Genomic DNA, 21,942 nt, shown 5'->3' on the forward strand with positions numbered 1-21,942 from the left:
GGAGCTCAACCTTTCCATACGGGCTCGGGGAGCCCGAGGTGCGACCGCAGCGTGGTGCCGGAGTACTCCGTACGGAAGACTCCGCGCTCCTGCAGCAGCGGGACGACCCGGTCGACGAAGTCGTCGAGGCCGCCGGGGGTGAGGTGCGGGACGAGGATGAAGCCGTCGGCGGCGCCCGTCACGACGAACTCCTCCAGGGCCGCGGCCACCGTCTCCGGGGTGCCCACGAAGGACTGCCGGCCGGAGGTCTCGATGACGGTCTGACGGATCGACAGCCCCCGGGCCTCGGAGAGCGCCCGCCACTTCCTGGCCACCGCCACCGGGTCGGCGACCCTGACCCGGCCCTGGACCAGGGTCGAGTCGGGGTCGGGGTCGACGTCCGGGAGCGGCCCGTCCGGGTCGTAGCCGGACAGGTCGCGGCCCCAGATCTGCTCCAGGGCGAAGATCGCGTTCTGCGGGGAGACCTGCTGCCGGCGGATCTCGGCGGCCCGTTCCTGCGCCTCGGCGTCGGTGTCCCCGAGGGCGTAGGTGACCGCAGGCATGATCTTCAGGTCCTCGGGCGCGCGGCCGTACCGGGCGAGCCGCCCCTTGGCGTCGGCGTAGAACTCCCGGCCGGCCTCCAGGGTGGAGTGCCGGCTGAAGATCACGTCGGCGGCCGAGGCGGCGAACTCCCGTCCCTCGGCGGAGTCCCCGGCCTGGATGACGACGGGGTGTCCCTGCGGGGAGCGCGGGACGGTGAACTCGCCCTCGATCCCGAACTGCGGCCCGCTGTGGGCGAAGGGCCGCGGCTCCCCTTCCGGGGTCCAGGAGTCCCACAGCTCCCGTGCGGTGGTGAGGAACTCGGCGGCCCTGGTGTACCGGTCGGCCCGGTCCAGATAGCCGCCGCGCCGGAAGTTCTCGCCGGTGAAGGCGTCCGACGAGGTGACCACGTTCCAGGCGGCCCGGCCCGCGCTGAGGTGGTCGAGCGAGGCGAACCGGCGGGCCAGTTCGTACGGCTCGTTGAAGGTGGCGTTGACCGTGCCGGCCAGACCGAGCCGGTCGGTGACGGCGGCGAGGGCGTTCAGGACGGTGATCGACTCGGGCCGGCCGACGACGTCGAGGTCGTGGATGCGCCCGTTGTGCTCGCGCAGCCGCAGCCCCTCGGCCAGGAAGAAGAAGTCGAAGAGACCACGCTCCGCCGTCCTGGCGAGATGCTCGAAGGAGGAGAAGTCGATCTGCGAACCCGAGCGCGGATCGGCCCAGACCGTGGTGGAGTTGACGCCGGGGAAGTGCGCGGCGAGATGGATCTGCTTCCGGCCCGGAGCCGTACTCATGCGCGTGCTCCCGTCGTCGCCCGTGCGTCGGTGGCGTACTGGCTGACGGGGCGGGTGAGCCCCAGGTGGTCGCGGAGGGTGGTGCCCTCGTAGGCCTTGCGGAAGAGGCCGCGGTCCCCGAGCCGGGTCACGGTCTCGGCGGTGAACCGTTCCAGGTCCCGTTCGGGCACGGCCGGCACCAGGTGGAAGCCGTCGACCGCCCCACCGCCGTACCAGCCGGCGATCAGTTCGGCGAGGGCGCCGGGCCCGCCCTCGTACGCGTCGAGGTCGACGGTCGCCGAGAGCAGGACGCGCAGCTGCCCGGGGTCCCTGCCGTGGGCGCGGGCTCCCTGGTGCAGTTCGGCGCGCAGGGCCGCGGCCTCCTCCGCGGAGGAGGCCCGGATCAGGGCCACGTCGGCGTGGTGGGCGGCGGTGTCCCGGGCGGCGGGACGGGTGGCGTCGACGACGGTCACCGGGTTGCCCTGCGGGGGCCGGGGAACGATCGAGGGGCCCTTGACCGAGAAGGTCGAGCCCTGGAAGTTCACGTAGTGGAGCTTGCGGCGGTCGACGAACCGTCCGGTCGTCACGTCGCGGATCTCGGCATCGTCCTCCCAGCTGTCCCACAGCTTGCGGGAGACCTCGGCGACCTCCCCCGCCTCCTGCCAGAGCTCGGCGGTGGGCGGCACCGGGCGGCGGCCGATGAGCCGGGCCTCGGCGGCGGTCGGGGAGACCGCGATCCGCCAGCCCGCCCGGCCCCGGCTGACCCAGTCGAGGGTGGCGACGGCGGCCTGGACGTGGAAGGGCTCGGTGTGGGTGGTGGTCACGGTCGGCACCAGGCCGACGGAGCGGGTCTCGGGGGCGACCCGGGCGAGGACGGCGAGCGCGTCGAGGCCGGGCCGTCCGAAGGAGTCGTCGTGGGTCAGGAAGTCGAGCGCGGCGGCCTCGGCGAGCCGGGCGAGCGCGACGGTGCGCGCGGCGGCGGTCCGGGCGTCGGCGGAGGCGGACGACGCCGGGGAGCCGCCCGGGGCGAGTTCGGCGGCGAGGTGGAGCGTTCGGGTGCTGGTCATGCGGTCTCTCTCGGTGCGGATCCCGGTGCGGATCGCGGTGGGCCCGGAGCGGAACGCGCTCCAGGACGGGTGTGGCCCCCGGAGCGGAGCGCGGTCCGGCTCCGGGAGCGACGCCCGGGACGGCGGCGGTCGGTCAGTTCTTGGTGCGGGGCAGGCCGGGCGGGTTGATCTCCGACTTCTTCACGGCCTCGCCGTCGAGACCCCAGCGCTTGAGGACCTGGGCGTAGGTGCCGTTCTCGACGAGGTGGTCGATCGCGGCGGCGTAGGCGGCGACGAGGCCGCTGTCCTTCTTCGTGGTGGCGGCGATCTTGCCCTGGAGGCCGGCGCCCGCACCGGAGAACTTGCCGACGATCTCGGTCTGTCCGGCGGAGAGCACGTGGTACGCGGCGACGGGGTTGGGGCCCAGGTAGCCGTCGATCCGGCCGGACTGGAGCGCCAGGTAGTAGTCCGAGGTGTTCTGGTAGTACTTGATGTCGACCGGCTTGCGGCCGGCCTTCTCGTTCTGCGCGGACCAGTCGACGAGGATCTTCTCCTGGTTGGTGCCGGAGCCGACGGCGATCTTCTTCCCCGCCACGTCCTCGGGGCCCTTCACCGTCCAGCCGGAGCCCTTCTTCGCCTCGAAGGCGAGGTCGTCGAGGCGGTAGGTGGCGAAGTCGTACTTGTCCTTGCGCTCCTCGGTGACGGTCACGTTGGAGAAGACGGCGTCGTACTTGCCGCTGTCGAGGCCGACGAAGAGGTTCTCCCAGGAGACCGGGTTGAACTCGGGCTTCAGACCGAGGGCGTCGGCGACCAGGGTCGCGAGGTCGATCTCGACGCCGATCAGTGTCTTGTCGTCGGTGGCGTGGAAGGCGAGCGGCGGATTGCTCGTCGCGGAGACGCCGAGGACCAGGGTGCCTCTCTTGCGGACGGCCTCGGGCAGCCGGTCGGCGAGTGCGTCGACCTTGGGGGTGTGGACGCGGTTCTGCTCGGGGCTCAGGTTGATGCCGCCGGCGGTCTTCTTCGCCTCGGGCCCGGCCGCGCCTATGGCGGCGTCACCCGAGCCGCAGGCGGTGAGGACCCCGAGGGCGGTGAGTGAGGCGAGGGCGGTGAGAAGGGAGCGACGGGTCTTCATGGCAGTACTCCTGAAGGGGAGGGGTGGTGGTCAGAGAACCTTGGAGAGGAAGGCGCGGGTGCGCTCGTGGCGTGGGCTGTCGAGCACCTCGGCCGGCGGTCCCTGCTCGACGATCCGGCCCTCGTCCATGAAGACCACGGTGTCGGCGACCTCGCGGGCGAAGCCGATCTCGTGGGTGACGACGATCATGGTGGTGCCGGAGGCGGCCAGGTCCTTGATGACGTCGAGGACCTCGCCGACGAGTTCGGGGTCGAGCGCGGAGGTCGGCTCGTCGAAGAGGAGCAGGCCGGGTTCGAGGGCGAGCGCGCGGGCGATGGCGACCCGCTGCTGCTGTCCGCCGGAGAGCTGCTTGGGGTACGACTCCGCCTTGTCGGCGAGCCCGACGCGTTCGAGCAGCTTCCGGGCCGCGGCCTCGGCCTCCTTGCGGGGGCGCTTCAGGGCCGAGACGGGGGCCTCGACGATGTTGTCCAGCACGGTGAGGTGCGGGAAGAGATGGAAGTTCTGGAAGACGAAGCCGATCCGGGTGCGCTGCTTGAGGACGTCCCGCTCGCGCAGCTCGTACAGCTTGTTCCCGGAGCGGCGGTAGCCGACGAGGGTGCCGTCGACGCTGACGGTTCCGCTGTCGACCTTCTCCAGGTGGTTGATGGTCCGCAGGAGGGTGGACTTGCCGGAGCCCGAGGGGCCGAGGACGACGGTGACCTCGCCGGCGCGGACGTCGAGGTCGATGCCGCGCAGGACGTGGAGCGGACCGAAGTTCTTGTGGACGGCCCGGATCTCGACCTTGGCCGTGGTGGTGGCGGTGGACCCGGCGGCCGGGTCGGCGGTGGTGACGGAGCTCATCGGGCGCTCCCCTTCGCGTAGTGGCGTTCGACGTAGTGCTGGACGACGGAGAGCGCGGTGGTGAGCAGGACGTACCAGGCGGTGGCGACCATCAGGAGCGGGACGACCCGTCCGTTGCGGCCGTAGACGACCTGCACCTGGTAGAAGAGTTCGCCGATCGCCATGACCGAGACGATCGAGGTGCCCTTGAAGAGCGAGATGATCTCGTTGGCGGCGTTGGGCAGGATCGAGCGCATGGCCTGGGGCAGCACGATCCGCCGCACCTGCCGGAGCCTCGGGATGCCGAGGGAGGCCGCCGCCTCCAACTGGCCCTCGTCCACGGCGAGTACGCCGCCCCGGACGATCTCCGCCGCGTAGGCCGCCTGGTGCAGGGCGAGCCCGAGGACGGCGGCGCTCATCTCGCCGACCAGGCCCGTCGTGTCGAAGGAGAGGAAGCTCGGCCCGAAGGGGATGCCGATGCTCAGCTCCTTGTAGAGATAGGCGAGGTTGAACCAGAAGAGCAGCTGGACGATGAGCGGGATGGAGCGGAAGGCCCAGATGTAGCCGAAGGCGACGGACCGCAGGAACGGGCTGGCCGACAGGCGCATGAAGGCGAGCACGATGCCGATCGCGAAGCCGAGCGCGGTGCCGTGGAAGGTGAGCTGGAGGGTGACCCAGACGGCCCGGAGGATCGTCTCGGTGGTGAAGAACGCGGCGAAGACGTCCCACTCCCAGCCGGGGTTGGTGACGAGCCCGTGGACGAACTGTGTGAGCAGGACGGCGGTGGCGGCGACGGCCACCCAGCGCCAGGGGTGGCGCACCGGGACGACCACGAGTTCGGCGGGCGCCGGCGGCGTGGTGACGGCGGTGCCCGGTTCCTTCGTGAGGCTCGGTGCGGCGGGCGGATCGCTGGTGAGAGACATGGCGGTTCCTCGGAGACGGGTCGGGCAGCGGGAGGAGCGGCGCGGGATCAGGCGCTCAGCGGGGCCGGGAGGCGACACTCCCGGTCGCGCAGGAACGTCAGCGCGGCCCGCGCGGTGACGTCGTTCTGCCCGAAGGCGACCCCGCCCGTACGAGGCCGGGTGAAGGCGCTGTCGGTGCGGGCGGTGGTGTGCGGACCGAGCGCGAAGCGGCGCGGGTGGGGGCGTCCGTCGTGCTCGAGGACCCGGCCGTCGACGGGGTCGACGACGAGGAGGCCGCTGGCGGTGGCGCGGGCTCCCTCCTCGTACAGGGCGCGCAGGAGCGGGCTGCCGGTGAGCTCCAGGGTGGGGTCGGGCAGCCGGGCCTCGACCAGGGCCCCGGCTTCGGTCCACTCCCCCGCCACGGCGGCGGAGGCGGCCCGGAAGACGCCGCGTTCCTCGTCGGTCTCGACGGTGATCCCGGGGCCGAGGAAGCTGACGACTCCGGCGCGGGAGAGGGCGAGGAGCTGGTGCAGCCGGGGGCCCGGCGGTCCGGAGGCGAGATAGCTGAAGAAGCCGTGCCACCAGCCGCCGAGGTCGATCCTCTTCCCGAGCCGCAGGAGTTGCCCGTAGACGGAGAGCAGGCCGGCGAAGACGGCGGCGTCGGGGCTGTGGGCGGGGTCGTGGCGGCGGGTCAGGTCGTCGGTGATGTAGTCGCGCAGCCCGTGCTGGAGCGCTTCCGCCGAGGTGAAGCGGATGCCGTCCAGGGGGTGGTCGAGAGCGTCCAGGTCGAGCCGGTCGGCGGGGTCGGGGACGGCCGCGGCGACGACGGCGGCGAGTTCGGCCCCGCGCGGCGGCGCTTCCTCGTAGGCCCGCTCGAAGTCGGACCAGGCGAGCGTGGTCCGCTCGGGGTGGGTGGAGAAGAGCCGGTGGTAGTGGGCCCAGCCGAGTTCCTTGTCGACGAGGGGCCACACATCGCGCCGGAAGTCGATCGGCCCGGTCCTCCGCAGCAGGGCGTCGGTCTGCTCGGGTCCGAAGAAGCGGGGCAGCGGGGGGCGTTCGCCGTCGAGGGCGTAGCCGAGCTTGGAGTGGTACGGGACTCCCCGCCGCGATCCGACGTGCAGGACCGGCTCCTTGCCCGACGGTATGTAGACGAGCGTGTCGCCCTCGCCCTCGTACCGTCCTCCGCGGCCCTCGGTGAGCAGCACCATCAGGTCGACGAAGGCGAGTCCGAAGCCCCGGACGATGACGGGTTCACCGGCGGGCAGCGCGCCGAGGTCGCTGTCGGCGGTGAAGTCGGGCGGCAGGTGGACGAGGCCGTGGCGGGCGGCGAAGTCGGCCAGGGCCCGCTGCTCCGGGTCGGGTTCGGCGTCGAGGTGGCCCACGGTGAGGACGACGAGGTCGGCGAGGAGGGGTGCGGCGGTGCCGTCCAGCCAGACCCGCTGGCGTCCCTCGCGGGGGCCGCCGATCCGCAGGGCGGCGGTGCGGTGTTCGTGGACGGTGACGGAGGCGGGCAGCGCGGCGCGGGCCCGCTCGTACACCCAGCGCAGATAGGCGCCCTGCTGGCGGCGGGTGGGGAAGGCGCGGCCGTCGATGCCGGCCCATTCGGCGACCGTGGGTCCGGGCCGTACGGGGCCCGCCAGCTCCACGGTCTCGTCGGTGAACATGGTGACGTCCTCGGCCCGGGAGTTCATCCAGAGCAGGGGGGACTGTTCGGTGCGCCAGATCCGGCCGGGGCCGGGCGGGTGCGGGTCGACGAGGTGGATGTCGAGGGGGTCGTCGCCGTACACCTCGGGCAGGTTGGCGGCGAGCCGTTCCAGGAAGCCGGTCCCCCGCGGCCCGGCGCCCACGATCACGATCGACGGTCGGGGGCTCATCGCGCACCTGCCGTACCGCGGGCGTAGTGCCGCTCCACGTAGTACTGGCCGACACTGAGGACCGAGGTGACCACGACGTACCAGAGGGTGGCGACGAGCAGCAGCGGGATGACCTCGTAGGTGCGGTGGTAGACGAGCTGGGTCGAGTAGAGCAGGTCCTGGACGGCGATCACGGAGACGATCGAGGTGCCCTTGAGGGTGCCGATCAGCATGTTCCCGGCCGGCGGGACGATGGCACGCATGGCCTGCGGCAGCACGATGCGGGTGAGCCGGCGCCACCGGCCGAGCCCGAGGGACTCGGCGGCCTCGATCTGGCCCCGGTCGACGGAGAGGATGCCGCCGCGGACGACCTCGGCGGCGTAGGCGGCCTCGTGCAGGGTGAGGCCGATGACGGCGACGGCGACGGGCCCGAGGAGGTTGACGGTGTTCACCCCGAGGATCTGCGGGTAGAGCGCGCCGATGTTGAACCAGAAGAGCAGCTGGACCAGGATCGGGGTGGATCTGAAGAACCAGACGTATCCCCAACTCACCGCGCGCAGAACGGGGTTGGCGGAGAGCCGGAGTACGGCGAGCAGGGTTCCGAGGAGGAAGCCCAGGGCCATGACGACGGCGGTCAGCCACAGCGTGAGGACGAGTCCGCGCAGGACGGACACGGAGGTGAAGTACTGGGCGACCACGTCCCACTGGAAGGCCTTGTTGCGGACGACGGATACGAGGCCGAGGCCGATCAGGACGAGGACGAGGGTCGCGGCGGCCCACTGTCCGGCGCGGCGGGTGGGAACGACACGAAGGGGTGGTGCGGCCGGCGGTGGGGCGGGGTCCGTCTTGGAGAGGGTGGCGAGGGGTGTCGACATGTGAAGGGCTCCGTGGATGCCAGGGGGCGGATCGAACACGGGAGTGCACACGGGAACGCACGGGGCGTTCACCCTGGAGTGCGCCTTCACACGCACGGCGAGCCATTGAGCGCGGATGCGGGCCCCTCAGCCCGATGTCCGCCCTGTGAGGCTACGGCCGTCGAGCGGAGGCTTGTCAAGTCCGTCCGGAATATGAGCCGTTCGTCTCATCGTGGTTGACGGGGCAACGGATGCCTGTTCCACTGGGGCCATGCATCCGCAGCAGCTGGTCACGCGCTCCCACATCGACTTCGGTCGCGTGTGGTCCTCTTCCTGTTGAGCCGACCCTCTGCGCCTTCGCCTGCCTTTCTCTTCAGCGCACCCCTGCCCGGGGCTTCCTTCGTGATGTCCTTCGCGGCACCTTCACCTGCGCGGCACTGAGCCTCGACTCCCCTCGCTCTCCCTTTTCCCGGTTCTCCTGACCCTGTTCGCCGTGTCCTCCGCCGTTCCCCCGGCGCTCGATCGGCGTTCGACCGGCGTGGGTTCGACCTTCTCCTCGTCGTTCTCTCCGCCCGAAAGAGACACATGCCTCTCACGCCCAGCCGTGAGTCCGCGCTGTCCGTGCGCCGGACCACGGCCGACGACCCGTTGGCGCGCCCGCTCCTCGACGAGCTGGCGCACGAGTACACGACCCGTTACGGCTCCGCGCACGACCTGAGCCGCTATCCGGCGGAGGAGTTCGCCCCTCCGCACGGCGCCTTCCTGCTCCTTCTGGAACAGGGCAGGCCCGTCGCGGGCGGCGCCTACCGTCGCTACGACGACCGCACCGCCGAGCTGAAGCGGATCTGGACCCACTCGGCGCACCGCAGGCGCGGCCTCGCCCGGCGCGTCCTGACCGTGCTCGAACGTGAGGCCGCCGCCCGCGGCTACTCCCGCATCTATCTGACGACCGGGCCGCGCCAGCCCGAGGCCAGGGGCCTCTACCTGGCGAGCGGCTACCGCCCGCTCTTCGACGTGTCCGCCGATCCCGAGTCGATCGGCCCGCTGCCGTTCGAGAAATTCCTGGAGAACTCGAAACCATGACCACGCGCACGCGCCCCGGCACCGCTCGCACCACCGTCGTCTTCGCCCTGATCACCGGCGCCGCACTCGCCCTCACCGCCTGCTCCGGGGGCGAACCCGCGACCGCCCCGGCCGGCGCCTCGGGCGCGCCGGGTCCGGCGAAGGGCGCGCTCCCGAGCGAGGACGTCGTGTCGGCGGTGAAGAAGAACGAGGCGGCGGCGAAGCTGCTTCCGGCCGATGTACGGCAGCGGGGCAGCTTCACGGTCGCCTCCTCCGTCGCCTCCCCGCCCAGCTCGACCTATCTGGCCGACGGCAAGACCGTCGTGGGAGTGGACGCCGACTTCTCCGCGGCCGTGGCGAAGGCCCTGGGCCTCGAGGTGAAGCGCGAGGTGGTCGGCTTCGAGGCGATCCTGCCGGCGCTGGGCAGCGGCAAGTACGACGTGGGCACCGGGAACTTCGGGGTGACCGAGGAGCGGCGCAAGACCATCGACTTCGTGACGTACATCAACGACGGCCAGGGCTTCGCGAGCCGGGCGGACAGCCCGTTGAAGGCGGTCACCGACCTCACGCAGCTGTGCGGTCTGAAGGTGGCCGTGAACGCGGGCACGACCTTCGAGCAGTCCCTGGAGAAGAACAAGGGCCGGTGCGCGGAGGCGGGCAAGAAGCCGTACGAGGTGAGCGTCTTCAGCGAGGCGGGGACGGTCTGGATGTCGCTCCAGCAGGGCCGCAGCGATGTCACGATGAGCACGATCAACGGTCTGCGGTACGCGGTGACGCAGCAGAAGGGCGTGAAGTTCCTCAACGAGTACCGGCGGCTCGACGTGGGCTTCGCCTTCAAGAAGGGCACGCCGCTGGCGCCCGCCTTCCAGGCGGCGGTGAACGGCCTGAAGGCGGACGGGACGTACGACCGGATCCTGAAGAAGTGGGGGGTGACGGGCTCGGGCATCGCGAAGTCGCAGATCTCCCCGCCGGAGCTCCCGTCCCCGGAGAAGTAGACACCGGAGGGACCCGGCCTCCGGCGGGGACGGGACCCCGAGACCTGGTCCCCGGCGGGGACCGGACCCCGGGGCCTGGCCTCCGGCAGGGACGGGACCCCGGGGCCTCGCCTCCGACCGGGGCGGACCTCGTCCTGGCCGCGAAGGGGGAGGGCCGGCGCCGCCCGCGAGGGGGAAGGGTCGGCACAGCCCGCGAGGGGTGAGGACCGGCGCCGGCCGGAAGGGGGTCCCCCCTCCGGCCGGCGCCGGACGTCGGACGGGCCGTCAGCCGTCGCAGGGGCAGCAGCAGTCGCAGCCGCCGCAGTCACCGCTGCCGCAGTCGCAGTTCTGGCAGCAGCCCTCGCGCTTCTTGCGGGACCAGGGCCCCTCGTACTCCCTGGCACAGCAGATCTGGCAGGTGCAGAAGAGCCAGGTGAACATGGCGCACCCGGCGAGGAAGCCGCGCGGCTTGGGTGCCTGCGGGGCGCCGCCGCCGAACTGCGGCGGCAGCCCGCCGAAACCTCCCGAGCCGCCGGCGCCACCGCCGTAGGGGTTCCCGCCACCGCCGTGGGGGTGCCCGCCGCCGTGCGGGTTGTACGGGCCCGGGGCCCCGCCCCCGTACGGATTGCCCGGCACCGGACCCTGGCCCGGCCCCGGCGTTCCGTGGGCGCAGGTCGTCGTGCCGAAGGCGCGGTCCACCGAGGTGCGCAGCTCGTGGGCGAGCAGCACGTGGACGAGCTTGCCGTCGGTGAACTCGGCGTCCCGCAGCGCGAGGCGGATGCCGTGCAGGGCGTCGTCGGCGAGCCGCCGGGCCTCCATGCGGGAGGTGCCGGTCGCGGTGAGCGGGTTCCAGGCGCCGCTCTCCGCGTCGGCGGTCTGGTCCTCGACGGCGTCCAGGAGATGGGCGAGGCGGCCGAAGAGCCGGCCCGCCTCGGCGAGCGGCTCCGCGTTCTCCGGCCGTCCGGCCAGGACGGCGGTGTGCGCGAAGGCGGCCGCGGTGGCGGTCTCGGTGGGTTCGGTGACGGCGAGCAGGGGGGTGCCGGGTCCGGCGAGTGCCTCGATGCCGGTCTGGCGGTCGACGGCGTCGACGAGGACGGCGGTGTCGAAGCCGAGGGCGCGGCCCGTCCTGGCGCCGGCCCTGTCCCAGGAACGGGCGACCCGGCGGGCCGCGGCGGCGACGGGCCGCCGGGCCAACAGGCCGTCCCGGTCGGCGACGTGGTCCCGTACCTTCGCCGAGGCGAGGACGAGGGAGACGGCGGCGGCGAGCCGGGCGCCCTCGCCGCGGGCCACGGGCGCGGTGCGCATTCCGCGCAGCGGGCAGGGGCCCGCGGTGCGCCGTCCGCTTGCCACGGCGCCGGTCTGAGCCTCCGTCAGGACCGAGACGATGAGCCCGTCGTAGTTGGTGACCACCCGGGCGAACTGCCCGTGGTCGGCGCGAAGTGCCAGGCAGAGGCCGCAGAGGTGGGCCATCCACTCGGTCTTGAGGCCGTCGGTGAGCCGGTGGGTGCAGGGTCTGACGATTCCGAACATGGACTCCCCCGTGAGTCGTGGATCTGGGCCGGGCTATGGACCGCCGGGCGGCCTCGCGGCATCGTAGCGAGCAGGCCCGTTCACCCGTACGCGCCCATCGTCACCCTTGTGACCCGACTTTCATATTTTCAGCTACATGGCCCTCCCCCAGGGCTCGCATACCGCAAGATTCCTGACGATTCGCCAGGAAACGGTGATCACGTTCTGCACCAGTACCGTCACGAATCCCCTGCGCGCCGACTATCCACTTGGCGCGCGATCCGCATCATGAAGGACGATAGGGATTGCGGAACCACAAGTGACCGCGCTGAAAGGAGGCGTCCATGGGATCGGTGCGCAAGGCGAGCGCCTGGCTGGGACTCGTCGAGGACAACGACGAGCGTTACTACGACGACGAGTACGCCGACGGTGCCGAGGGCGGCGAAGCCTGGGTGACGGACCCCCGGGTCCGGGTCGCCACGGACACCGCCGAGGAGCGGGGCCGCCGGATCGCCACCGTCTCCCCGGACGGATTCCGGGACGCCCGGGGCATCGGCGAGCTCTTCCGTGACGGCATTCCGGTGATCGTGAACCTGACCGCGATGGAGGGGAACGACGCCAAGCGCGTGGTCGACTTCGCCGCCGGTCTCGCCTTCGGTCTGCGCGGTTCGATCGAGCGCGTGGCGACGCGGGTCTTCCTGCTGACCCCCGCCGACACCCAGATCGTCACCGGTGAGTCGCACCGGCGCACGCAGGACGGCTTCTTCAACCAGAGCTGAGCGGGTCCGCCGGCCCGGCCGGGCACCACCCGAAGGATCGGGTCAGTGCGCCGGACGTCCCGAGCCGGCGGGCTCGATCGCTTCCCGGGTCGCGGGCACCCGCGGCTCGGACGATTCGGCGAGACCGGAGCGCTCCGCCGCCTCCGTCGGCCTCGGCTGCCGCACCGGCTCGCAGCCCTCCCCCGACTCGTGCGGCCCGCGCGGCTCGCCCACCCCGCGCCGTCCGTCCGACCCCCGCGGCTCGTCCGGCCCGAAGTCCTCGGCGGACATCGCCTCCACCGCCTCCTCCACGTCCACCGGGCACTCCATCACCCGGGGCAGCCGCCGGGCCATCACCGCTCCCAGCAGCAGCAGCCCCGCGCTCACGAAGAGCGTGATGTGCAGCCCGCCCACGAAGGCGTGCCGGGCGGCCTGGTGCAGCGCCCCGCCGGCCGCGCCGCCGAGCTGTCCGGCGACCTGATAGGCCTCGCCGAGCGAGTTCGCGGCGGCCCGGCTCGCCTCCTCGGGGACCCCGGGGACCGCGGCGAGCCCGGGAGCGTACGCCGCGTTCATCACACTGCCGAGCAGAGCGGTGCCCATGCCCGCGCCGAGCTGGTACGAGGTCTCGCCGATCGAGGCCGCGGCCCCCGCGCTCCGCTGGGGCGCCTCGCTGAGCATCGACTCGTACGCCGAGAAGAGCGTGGTCTGCAGGCCGAAGCCGAGCAGCACGAAGCCCACCGTGAGCAGCAGCGGCCGGTCGTGCTGCCCCATGAAGGTGAGCAGCAGCACCGCGGCGGCGGTGAGGACGAAGCCCCAGCCCACCATCCGGCGCGGTCCGATCCTGCGCAGGGTGTACGAGCCGGTGGCGCCGGCGGCCATGGCGGCGAAGGTGAGCGGCAGCAGGCGCAGCCCGGTCTCCAGGGGACTGAGCCCCAGGACCAGCTGGAGGTACTGGACGGCGATCAGCTGCAGACCGACCAGGGCCAGCATGGCGAGCACGATGCAGCCGACCGAGGTGGTGAAGGCCGCCCGGGAGAAGAGCCGCATGTCGATCAGCGGGTGGGTGCGCCGCTTCTGCCGCCGTACGAAGAGGACGAGGAGCGCGGCGCCGAGGAGCAGCGGTCCCGCGGTCGGGAGCGCGAGGATCGGGTCGCCGGCTCCCGCGCGCTTGACCCCGAGGACACAGCCGAGGACACCGGCGGCGGCCATGAGCGCGCCGAGGACGTCCCAGGGACCGTCGGCGGTTCCCCTTGACTCGGGGAGCAGGCGGCGGCCGAGCGGCAGGATCAGGGCCATCAGCGGAATGTTGATGAGGAAGACGGAGCCCCACCAGTAGTGCTCGACGAGGAAGCCGCCGAGGACGGGCCCGGTGGCGGCGCCTATCGCGGCGACGGCCGTCCAGACGCCGATGGCGGTGGCACGCTCCCGCCGGTCGGGGAAGACCGCCCGGAGGATGGAGAGCGTGGCGGGCATGATCATGGCGCCGCCGACGCCGAGGAGCACCCGGGCCCCGATGAGGACCGAGGGTTCGGTGGCGAGCGCGGCGACCGCCGAGGCGATGCCGAAGAGCGCGTACCCGAGGAGGAGGATTCTGCGCCGTCCGACCCGGTCGCCGAGAGTGCCGAAGAGGATCAGGAGCGAGGCGCAGATCAGGGGGTAGGCGTCGACGATCCAGAGCAGCGCGGTGGAGCTGGGGCGCAGGTCCTCGGTGAGCGAGGGGATCGCGACGTGAAGGATGGTCGCGTCGAGGGCGACGACGAGAAGGCTGACGCAGAGGACGACGAGAACGACCCAGCGGTTGGCTCCGCCGCCGGTGGCGCCAGGCGGTCGTGCTGGGGCCGTGTTCGTCCGCGACATGTACGTACCTCCCAGTGAAGCTCTCGCGCTCGGCGGGCCCCGACCAGGGCTTATGCCCCTGGGGCGGCCCGGCATCGACGGGCGAGTGAGCCGTCAGCGTACGCGAGTTCAAGCCCCGAGCGCGTGGTGCAGCTCTCACCCCGGCGGGCCTCGCGGTGTGGCGTACGCCACTCGGGCGGCCCCGTGCGTCGCATGCAATTCCGTACGGACGTCTGTTTGAAGCAATTCCCGTGCGTTCAAACACTCTTCCGGAATGACGCCCTCGGCAATAGGACGGAAGGTCATCGGATTTCCTGACGGATGCCTGGAATAGGCCGGTCACTGAGACCTACTCCACATCACATCAACATCACGAAGGGACCGGATCGACCGGGTCGGCTTCTCACTCCCTGTAACGTCGATTGGGTGCGTACCGACATCTTTGCCCGGCTGGACCGGGAGCCGGAACCGCCGAAGATAGAGGTCCCGCGGATGACCCGCACGCGTCTCGCCCTCTTCGGCGGGACGTCGGCGTTCTATCTCGTCATGGTCGTCGCCGTGCTGCTCTCGACGTGGCTGGTGACCCTCGACTGGAAGATCATGCTCTTCCGGCCCTACCAGCAGTGGCCGGAGATCCACGGCTTCCTCGACTACTACGTCGTCCTCGGTCAGCGCGGCCCCACGGCCGTCATGGTGGCCGCGTGGCTGGGCTGGCGCTCCTGGCGCCAGCACACCCTGCGCCCCCTGCTCTGTCTCGGCGCCGCTCTTCTGCTGCTCAACGTCTCGGTCGGCGCGGTCAAGCTCGGACTCGGCCGCCTCGGCCCCCACTACGCGACTCAGGTCGGCTCCGCCGAGCTCTTCGCGGGCGGCGACATATTCCCCTCGGGTCACACCGCCAACGCGGTCGTGACCTGGGGCATCCTCGCGTATCTGGCGACCACTCCGAGGGCCAGGCGCTATCTGTCGGCACTCTCCGCCGTGGTCGCGCTGGGCGTCGGACTCACCACCGTCTACCTGGGCACGCACTGGCTGAGCGATGTGCTGCTGGGCTGGGCCGCCGGGCTTCTGGTCCTCCTGGCGCTGCCCTGGTGCGAGCCGGTCCTCGCCGTGGCCGAGTCGTGGATCCTCGCCGCGCGCGACCGGGTACGGGAGCGGCTGCGGGACCGCCGCCGTCTGGTGCCCTCGCTGCCCGTGGCCTCCGGCGGTCCGCGCCCCGGGTTCTTCCCGCCGCGTCCGGCCGGGTCCGAGGAGCCGGTCCGGGAGCCCGTGGGGGTGGCCGGCGGCCGCACCCCGGTGACCCGCAGCTGACCGCGACGGCACCCCACCGCGTACGCGAAAGGCCCCGACCGGACGGTCGGGGCCTTTCGCGTGCTCGGGGGCGAGTGCCCCCGGCGCGGTCGGGGCGGGCTCGGGTACGGGTCCTCAGCCGATCCAGCAGCGGGTGACGGCGCCGTCCTCGACCTCGAAGTTGATGCGTCCGACCAGGTACTCCATGGTGATGATCGAGCCCGGCGGCAGGGACCTGACCGTGCGCCAGCCCCGTGTCCTCGCGAGCTGTGCGGCGCCTTCCGCGTCGAGGCCCACATAGGACTCGGGGGCGTCGCGGGGCGGTTCGGGAGTGCGCGATGTGGGTGCCATGGCCCTCACGTTAGTCCCTTGGCGGTCACGCTTGTGTCACAAGTTCTCGACATATGTTTGCCCTGCCCGGGGTCACTCGACAGGCCGGTTTCCGGCCGTTTCTCCAGTAATTCCTCTCGGCATCCAGTAGTTCCCACGAAGAGGACACGCGCGTCGATAGAGCACACGCAATTCCCTCTTCCCGTGCCCCCGTGCCGAATTGTCTCGGCGACGCGCGCGCGAGCCGCTCACTCTTCCCTTACACAATGCTTACGCTGGCCGAACGCCCGGAGACGCGGAGCCGGGAGGACGGCGAGGCGGAGGCAGCGGGATGGGCAACGGGACAGCGACCGCGACCGTCGAATCGGCCGGGCAGCGCCATGGCAGGGTGCTGATCGACTGGCTCACCACGACCGACCACAAGAAGATCGGCCACCTCTATCTGGTGACCTCGTTCCTCTTCTTCCTGATCGCCGGGCTCCTGGCGATGCTGATGCGGGCCGAGCTGGCCCGCCCCGGACTCCAGCTGGTCTCGAACCAGGAGTTCAACGAGGCCTTCACCCTGCACGGCACGATCATGCTGCTGCTCTTCGCCACGCCCACCTTCGCGGGCTTCGCCAACGAGCTGGTGCCGCTGCAGATCGGCGCGCCCGACGTCGCCTTCCCGCGGCTGAACATGTTCTCGTACTGGCTGTTCCTCTTCGGCGGCCTGATGGTCGTCGGCGCGCTGCTCACCCCGACCGGCCCGGCCGCCTTCGGCTGGACCGCGTACGCCCCGCTCAACAGCCTGGAACGCTCCCCCGGCATCGGCGTCGACCTGTGGATCATGGGTCTCGCCCTCTCCGGCTTCGGCACCATCCTGACCTCGGTGAACTTCCTCGCGACCATCATCGGGATGCGGGCGCCCGGCATGACCATGTTCCGGATGCCGATCTTCACCTGGAACGTGCTCTTCACGGCGATCCTGGTGCTCGCCGCCTTCCCCGTGCTCGCGGCGGCGCTGCTCGTCCTGGAGTCGGACCGGCGCCTCGGCTCGGTGGTCTTCCAGCCCGAGAACGGCGGGGCGCTGCTCTGGCAGCACCTCTTCTGGTTCTTCGGGCACCCCGAGGTCTACATCATCGCGCTGCCGTTCTTCGGGATCGTCAGCGAGATCATCCCCGTCTTCGCCCGCAAGCCGATCTTCGGCTACACGACGCTGATCGCCGCGACCATGGCGATCACCGGTCTTTCGGTGGTCGTCTGGGCCCACCACATGTTCGCCACGGGGGCGGTGCTGCTGCCGTTCTTCTCGCTGCTCTCCTTCCTCATCGCCGTGCCCACCGGGGTGAAGTTCTTCAACTGGACCGGGACGATGCTCCGGGGCTCGCTCTCCTTCGAGACCCCGATGCTCTGGTCCGTCGGCTTCCTGGTGTCCTTCCTCTTCGGCGGCCTCACCGGAGTGATCCTCGCGTCGCCGCCGATGGACTTCGCCGTCACCGACTCGTACTTCGTGGTCGCCCACTTCCACTACACCGTGTTCGGCACGGTCGTCTTCGCGACCTTCGCCGGCTTCTACTTCTGGTGGCCGAAGTTCACCGGCAGGATGCTCGACGAGCGGCTCGGGAAGGCCCACTTCTGGACCCTCTTCGTCGGCTTCCACCTGACCTTCCTGGTGCAGCACTGGCTGGGTGCCGAGGGCATGCCCCGGCGGTACGCCGACTACCTGGAGGCGGACGGCTTCACCGCCCTCAACACCGTGTCGACCATCGGCGCCTTCCTGCTCGGCGCGTCCACCCTGCCGTTCCTCTACAACGTGTGGCGGACCGCCCTGTACGCGCCCAGGGTCGACGTGGACGACCCGTGGGGCTTCGGGCGCTCACTGGAGTGGGCGACCTCCTGCCCGCCGCCCCGGCACAACTTCGACTCCGTGCCCCGGATCCGCTCCGAGGCGCCGGCCTTCGACCTGCACCACCCGGAGTTCGCGAGCTACGAGCGGATGCGGATCACGAGCCCTCCGCCGGAGCGCCGGCCGAGCGGTCGAGAGCGCGGGACAACAGATCTCTGAGCGCCCGCACCCGGCCGACCAGCTCCGGCGGGTCGAGCACCTCGAACTCGAAGCCGATCAGGGACACGTGGATCACCATCACGTCGAGGCTGTGGGCGCCGGTGCGCAGCAGGCAGCTGTTCTCCCCCTCCGCCGTCAGGACGCCGTCGGCGGCTCCGACGGCCGCGGCGGCCTCGGCGAGCGGGACATGCAGCCGGATCGTCGCCTCGGTGGCGTAGGCCGCGGTGGACACGCCCTTCGCCACATAGGCGGCCAGGTCCTCGGCGGGCGGCTGCCGCGGTGCGAAGCGGGGGCCGTGCGGCGGCGTCGGCACGATCCGGTCGGCCCGGAAGGTGCGCCAGTCGGCCCGGTCCACGTCCCAGGCGACCAGGTACCAGCGGCGCTCGCTGCAGACCAGTCGGTGCGGTTCGACGGTCCTGCGGGTGGTCGATCCGCCGTGGTCGCGGTACTCGAAGCGCAGCCGCTCCGTGTCCCGGCAGGCGTTGGCGAGTTCGGTGAGCACGGCCGGGTCGATCCGCTCGCGCGGGGTGCGCAGCATCGGCACGGTGAAGGCGTTCAGGGCGCTCACCCGGCGCCGCAGCCGCCCGGGGAGCACCTGCTCCAGCTTGGCCAGGGCGCGTACGGAGCTCTCGCCGATGCCCTCGACGCCCTGCCCCGCGGCGGCGCGCAGGCCGACCGCGACGGCCACGGCCTCCTCGTCGTCGAGGAGCAGCGGCGGCAGCTCGGCACCGGCGCCGAGCTGGTAGCCGCCGCCCGTCCCGGGGCTCGCGTTGACCGGGTATCCGAGCTCCCGCAGCCGGTCGACGTCCCGCCGGACGGTCCGGGAGGTGACCCCGAGCCGTTCGGCGAGGTCGGCACCGGACCACTCCCGGTGGGCCTGGAGCAACGAGAGCAGACGCAAGAGCCGTGCGGAGGTCTCCAACATGACCCCGAGTCTGCCAGCCCTCGCGGACGACTTCTGTCCTCGATTCCGTCCCCGGGAGAAGGAGGAGTGGCGTGCTCCGCCCCGTCAGCGGAAGCGGCGGACCAGCCGGCCGGCCTTCGCCTTCAGGGTGTAGACGGCATCGACGGCCCGGCCGACCCCCCGGTGCAGGGCCACCCGGCCCCGGGGGTGGGTGCGCCGGCCCGCGCCCCGCTCGACGAGCTCCGTCCAGAGCTCCTCGTGCCGGGCGGCGATCCGGGCCGGGTCGAAGCGCGCGGCGGCGTCGAGCGCGGCCCGGGCCGTCTTGGCGCGCAGCTCGTCGTCCTCGACCAGCCGACGGAGCGTCCGCGCGTACGCGGCCGTGTCGTCGACCGGCACCAGGAACCCGTCGACCCCGTCCGCGATGATCTCGCGCGGGCCGTGCGGGCAGTCGGTGGAGACGACCGGGAGCCCGCAGCGCATCGCCTCGACGATGGTCATGCCGAAGGACTCGCGCTGCGAGGTCACGGCGGCGATCGAGCCCTTGGCCAGTTCCGGTTCCAGCGGGGTCACCGACCCCATGAGGAAGACCTGCTCGCCGAGGCCCCGTTCCTTGATCTGCCGGGTCAGCGGTGCCTTGACGTCCTGGACCGCGTCGCCGGTGCCGTAGATCCGCAGTTTCCAGTCGGGGTGGTCGGCGACCACCTCGGCGAAGGCGTCGATCAGCAGGTCGTACCGCTTGACCCGGGTCAGCCGGCCCGCCGCGACGACGGTCTTCGCCGCGGGGTCGGCGGGCGGCACCGAGGGCGCCGGAACGCTGTTGGGCACGGACTGGACGCGTACGCCGGGCAGCCCGAGCTTCCGGTAGGCACGGGCGTCCGCCTCGGTGACCGTCGTGACGGCGTCGAGGAGCGCGTACTCGTGGCCGATGTCCCGGCGCAGCCGGACGCTGTGGCCGTCCAGTATCAGGTGCTCCTGGCCGACGAGGACCGGACCGCGGCGGGCCTGCCGGGTGAGGTGCACATTGAGTCCGGGTCGGGTGCCGACGAGGACGTCGGCCTCCACGCCGCGCAGATGCTCCCCGATCCGGGTGTCGGTGAGCGCGCTGTACTGCTTCCAGCGTCCGTCGCCGCGTGGGAAGACCTCGGCGGGGCGGTGGAACTCGGGGTGGTCCCCGTCGTATCCGGGGCTGTCCTTGCGCAGGTCGACGAGGTGGCGCAGGGTCACCCCCGAGGGCAGGCCGAGGAGTGGGCGGTCGCGGTGGCGGAACACCGAGACGATCTCGACCTCGTGACGTTCCGCCAGTTCCTCGGCGAGGGTGAACGTCGTCCGGATCGTGCCGCCGTAGTGGTAGCCGTTGTGGAGCAGAAAGGAGATACGCATCGCGCTGCCGGTTCCCCCCGGTCAGTTGATCGGTCGCTCGACTGTACTGCCGGGGCCGGGCCGTCGCTCACGGGCGGTAGCCGTCGGGGGAATCACGGACGGTAGCCGAGCTGGGGTACGGTCGCGCAGTTCTCCGTCATCTCTCCCTGACTCACCCAGCCGCGGCCGTCCTGCCAACGGGCCACGGAGAGGCAGGTGTTCCGGTTCGCGGGCGGTCGCGGCAGCTGCTCGAAGCGGACCGGGAGCAGCAGCCCGCGCGCGGTGTACGGCTCCGGACGGTTCATGAACCGCTCCACGCACGCGCGGGTGAGCCCGTCCCCGTCGAGGCAGGAGCGGGCCGCGTCGGTGAACCACATGGCCGCCGCCCACCCCTCCAGCTGCCACTGCGTCAGCGGCCGGTCGCCCATCGCCTTCCGGAACTCGCGGACCGCAGGATGGCCGGTGTCCTGGTGGTTGCGGGAGGAGCCGGTCACCCAGAGGGTGTCCCGGCAGCCGGGAGCGCGGGCGTGGTCGCGGGCGACGGACGAGGACCAGTTCTGGACGTTGGTGACCTTGGCACCGACCCGTACGCCGAGGGCCTCCATCGCCTCGCACAGGCGCACGTTGCCATGGGTGTCCATGGCGTCGAAGAGGACGTCGACGTGCTGGGCCCGCAGATCGGCGGCGACCGCGCGGAAGTTGGGCAGGGCGAAGTCGACCTGCTCCTCGACGACCCGGTAGCCCTCGGCGCGCAGCCCCCGGACGACCAGCCGGGCGTACGCGGCGGACGCGGCCTGGTTGTAGGAGACGACGGCGGCGGTCCTGGCGCCCCGCTCCCGCGCGAACCAGCGGTAGACCTCGGTGCCGCCGTACAGGACCCCGTCCCAGCCGGGTTCCTTCCCGGTGCGCGGAGCGGAGCTGCCGTAGATCCCGTAGAGGTGGGGGTGGGTGTCGTACGCGGGGGTGAGGGGCTGGCCGCCGATGTCGGGGACGCCGGCGCGGGCGACGAGGGGGGCGCCCGCGTAGGTGAGGGCGGTGGTGGCGACGAGGGCGAAGACCCGGCGTTCGTCGATCAGCCGGTGCACGCACGCGTTGTTGCCGACGCCGCTGCCGCCGTCGTCGCAGGTCTCGACCTCGATCCGGCGTCCGTCGAGGCCGCCGCGCGCGTTGAGCGCGTCGAAGTAGGCGCGGGCCCCGTCGCGCGGACCGGTGAAGGCCTGCCCGCCGACCGGGCTGGTGACGCTGGTGATGATCCCGACGCGGAGCGGCTCACCGCCGGAGGGGTTGGCGGTGGGCCGCGTCTCGAAGGCGCGCTCCGGGAGCCGGCTGCCGCAGCCCGTGAGGAGAAGGAGCAGCAGGGCCAGGAGCAGCGCCGCCCCTGCCTCAGCAGCCCGGAACGGTGACACCGCTCAGCTCGACCAGGCCGCACAGGGTCTTCACGGAGACCTTCCAGGTGCCGTCCTGGAGGACGGAGGTGCCCTGCGCGTCGGGCAGGGCCGGGGCTCCGCCGACCAGCAGGTCGTACGTGACGTTCGCACCGGCGTCGGAGGTGAACTCGACGCCGGTGACCTTCGCCGAGGTCGCCGCCGCGTTCTCGTCACCGCCGAAGGCGCCGAGGACCGCCTGCATCTGCTCCCCGTTCTCCAGGAGCTTCACCCTCTCGGCCGTGGGGGTCCCGGGGTTGAAGAAGGCCGTCCAGTTCCTGGTGATCTCCGCCTGGGCCGCGGCCGGGTCGTCGGGCTCGTCGGCCGCCGCGGGCGCGGTCGTCGTACCGGCCGGGGCCGATGTCTGGGTGTCGTCGTAGCGGCCCTCCCCGTTGTCGGAGCACGCGACGGCCGGTGTGAGCACGAGCACGGCGGCGGCCGCGAGGGCGGCGAGCCGGGGGCGTCGGCCGAGTCGAGCGAAAACCATCTGGCTCACCACCGGGTGTTCCTCCGGGCCGTGCGGCCCGATGCTTCCAGGGTGGGACGGATCGGCACAT

Annotated in this window: 19 protein-coding genes; 5 read left to right on the top strand and 14 right to left on the bottom strand. The window is 71.9% G+C overall.

Going from position 1 to position 21,942, the window contains the following annotated elements:
- Nucleotides 1-5 precede the first annotated feature (5 nt).
- The 7 genes from IE311_RS21450 to IE311_RS21480 all read right to left on the bottom strand — a co-directional run bounded on the left by IE311_RS21450 (nt 6) and on the right by IE311_RS21480 (nt 7,919).
- The gene (locus IE311_RS21450) at nt 6-1,313 is read right to left on the bottom strand and encodes an NtaA/DmoA family FMN-dependent monooxygenase (RefSeq protein ID WP_189833382.1); all 1,308 of its coding nucleotides are present in this window, start codon (nt 1,311-1,313) and stop codon (nt 6-8) included.
- Complete coding sequence (locus tag IE311_RS21455) at nt 1,310-2,359, bottom strand: LLM class flavin-dependent oxidoreductase (RefSeq protein WP_189833383.1); 1,050 nt, start codon at nt 2,357-2,359, stop codon at nt 1,310-1,312. Before IE311_RS21455 ends, IE311_RS21450 begins: the two co-directional genes overlap by 4 nt.
- Before the next feature lie 133 nt (nt 2,360-2,492).
- Nucleotides 2,493-3,470 (bottom strand): ABC transporter substrate-binding protein, encoded by a 978-nt coding sequence (locus IE311_RS21460; protein WP_189833384.1) that lies wholly within the window; start codon nt 3,468-3,470, stop codon nt 2,493-2,495.
- Nucleotides 3,471-3,500: 30 nt separating this feature from the next.
- Nucleotides 3,501-4,310 carry an amino acid ABC transporter ATP-binding protein gene (locus tag IE311_RS21465; RefSeq protein ID WP_189833385.1) on the bottom strand — a complete coding sequence of 270 codons (810 nt, stop codon included), beginning with the start codon at nt 4,308-4,310 and terminating at the stop codon, nt 3,501-3,503.
- Nucleotides 4,307-5,212, bottom strand: coding sequence for an amino acid ABC transporter permease (locus IE311_RS21470; protein WP_189833386.1), 906 nt, complete (start codon nt 5,210-5,212; stop codon nt 4,307-4,309). The genes IE311_RS21465 and IE311_RS21470 overlap by 4 nt, the downstream gene beginning before the upstream one ends.
- A 47-nt stretch (nt 5,213-5,259) precedes the next feature.
- Nucleotides 5,260-7,065 carry an FAD/NAD(P)-binding protein gene (locus IE311_RS21475; protein ID WP_189833387.1) on the bottom strand — a complete coding sequence of 602 codons (1,806 nt, stop codon included), beginning with the start codon at nt 7,063-7,065 and terminating at the stop codon, nt 5,260-5,262.
- The gene (locus IE311_RS21480) at nt 7,062-7,919 is read right to left on the bottom strand and encodes an amino acid ABC transporter permease (protein ID WP_189833388.1); all 858 of its coding nucleotides are present in this window, start codon (nt 7,917-7,919) and stop codon (nt 7,062-7,064) included. Before IE311_RS21480 ends, IE311_RS21475 begins: the two co-directional genes overlap by 4 nt.
- 564 nt (nt 7,920-8,483) lie before the next feature.
- Here IE311_RS21480 and IE311_RS21485 point away from each other — a divergent pair.
- Nucleotides 8,484-8,981, top strand: coding sequence for a GNAT family N-acetyltransferase (locus IE311_RS21485; RefSeq protein ID WP_189833389.1), 498 nt, complete (start codon nt 8,484-8,486; stop codon nt 8,979-8,981).
- On the top strand, nt 8,978-9,955 hold the full coding sequence (locus IE311_RS21490) for an ABC transporter substrate-binding protein (RefSeq protein WP_189833390.1): 978 nt from the start codon (nt 8,978-8,980) through the stop codon (nt 9,953-9,955). The genes IE311_RS21485 and IE311_RS21490 overlap by 4 nt, the downstream gene beginning before the upstream one ends.
- Before the next feature lie 264 nt (nt 9,956-10,219).
- Here the strand turns inward: IE311_RS21490 and IE311_RS21495 are convergent, their stop codons facing one another.
- Nucleotides 10,220-11,464 carry a DUF5685 family protein gene (locus IE311_RS21495; RefSeq protein WP_189833391.1) on the bottom strand — a complete coding sequence of 415 codons (1,245 nt, stop codon included), beginning with the start codon at nt 11,462-11,464 and terminating at the stop codon, nt 10,220-10,222.
- A gap of 323 nt (nt 11,465-11,787) precedes the next feature.
- On the opposite strand from IE311_RS21495, the gene IE311_RS21500 reads away from it, so the two are divergent.
- Nucleotides 11,788-12,222 (top strand): cell division protein SepF, encoded by a 435-nt coding sequence (locus IE311_RS21500; protein ID WP_189833392.1) that lies wholly within the window; start codon nt 11,788-11,790, stop codon nt 12,220-12,222.
- Between the two features lie 42 nt (nt 12,223-12,264).
- Here the strand turns inward: IE311_RS21500 and IE311_RS21505 are convergent, their stop codons facing one another.
- A complete protein-coding gene (locus tag IE311_RS21505) occupies nt 12,265-14,058 on the bottom strand; it encodes an MFS transporter (RefSeq protein WP_189833393.1) in 1,794 nt (597 codons plus the stop codon).
- A gap of 471 nt (nt 14,059-14,529) precedes the next feature.
- Here IE311_RS21505 and IE311_RS21510 point away from each other — a divergent pair, with 471 nt between their 5' ends.
- Nucleotides 14,530-15,345: a phosphatase PAP2 family protein gene (locus IE311_RS21510; protein ID WP_373313929.1), complete on the top strand. Its 816-nt coding sequence runs from the start codon at nt 14,530-14,532 to the stop codon at nt 15,343-15,345.
- Between the two features lie 114 nt (nt 15,346-15,459).
- On the opposite strand, the gene IE311_RS21515 is transcribed toward IE311_RS21510, so the two are convergent.
- Complete coding sequence (locus tag IE311_RS21515) at nt 15,460-15,675, bottom strand: I78 family peptidase inhibitor (RefSeq protein WP_189833395.1); 216 nt, start codon at nt 15,673-15,675, stop codon at nt 15,460-15,462.
- Between the two features lie 310 nt (nt 15,676-15,985).
- Between IE311_RS21515 and ctaD the strand changes: the two genes are divergently transcribed.
- A complete protein-coding gene (ctaD, locus tag IE311_RS21520; protein WP_189833396.1) occupies nt 15,986-17,698 on the top strand; it encodes an aa3-type cytochrome oxidase subunit I in 1,713 nt (570 codons plus the stop codon).
- Here ctaD and IE311_RS21525 read toward each other — a convergent pair.
- From IE311_RS21525 to IE311_RS21540, 4 genes are all read right to left on the bottom strand, one after another.
- Nucleotides 17,637-18,623 carry a helix-turn-helix transcriptional regulator gene (locus IE311_RS21525; RefSeq protein ID WP_189833397.1) on the bottom strand — a complete coding sequence of 329 codons (987 nt, stop codon included), beginning with the start codon at nt 18,621-18,623 and terminating at the stop codon, nt 17,637-17,639. The two genes, ctaD and IE311_RS21525, sit on opposite strands and share 62 nt — an antisense overlap.
- A gap of 84 nt (nt 18,624-18,707) precedes the next feature.
- Nucleotides 18,708-19,982, bottom strand: coding sequence for a glycosyltransferase family 4 protein (locus tag IE311_RS21530; protein ID WP_189833398.1), 1,275 nt, complete (start codon nt 19,980-19,982; stop codon nt 18,708-18,710).
- A 92-nt stretch (nt 19,983-20,074) separates the two neighbouring features.
- A complete protein-coding gene (locus tag IE311_RS21535; protein ID WP_189833399.1) occupies nt 20,075-21,367 on the bottom strand; it encodes an ABC transporter substrate-binding protein in 1,293 nt (430 codons plus the stop codon).
- Nucleotides 21,345-21,872: a hypothetical protein gene (locus tag IE311_RS21540; protein ID WP_229902061.1), complete on the bottom strand. Its 528-nt coding sequence runs from the start codon at nt 21,870-21,872 to the stop codon at nt 21,345-21,347. The genes IE311_RS21535 and IE311_RS21540 overlap by 23 nt, the downstream gene beginning before the upstream one ends.
- Nucleotides 21,873-21,942 lie beyond the last annotated feature (70 nt).

The sequence above is a fragment of the Streptomyces zaomyceticus genome (assembly GCF_014656215.1).
Lineage (GTDB): Bacteria > Actinomycetota > Actinomycetes > Streptomycetales > Streptomycetaceae > Streptomyces > Streptomyces zaomyceticus.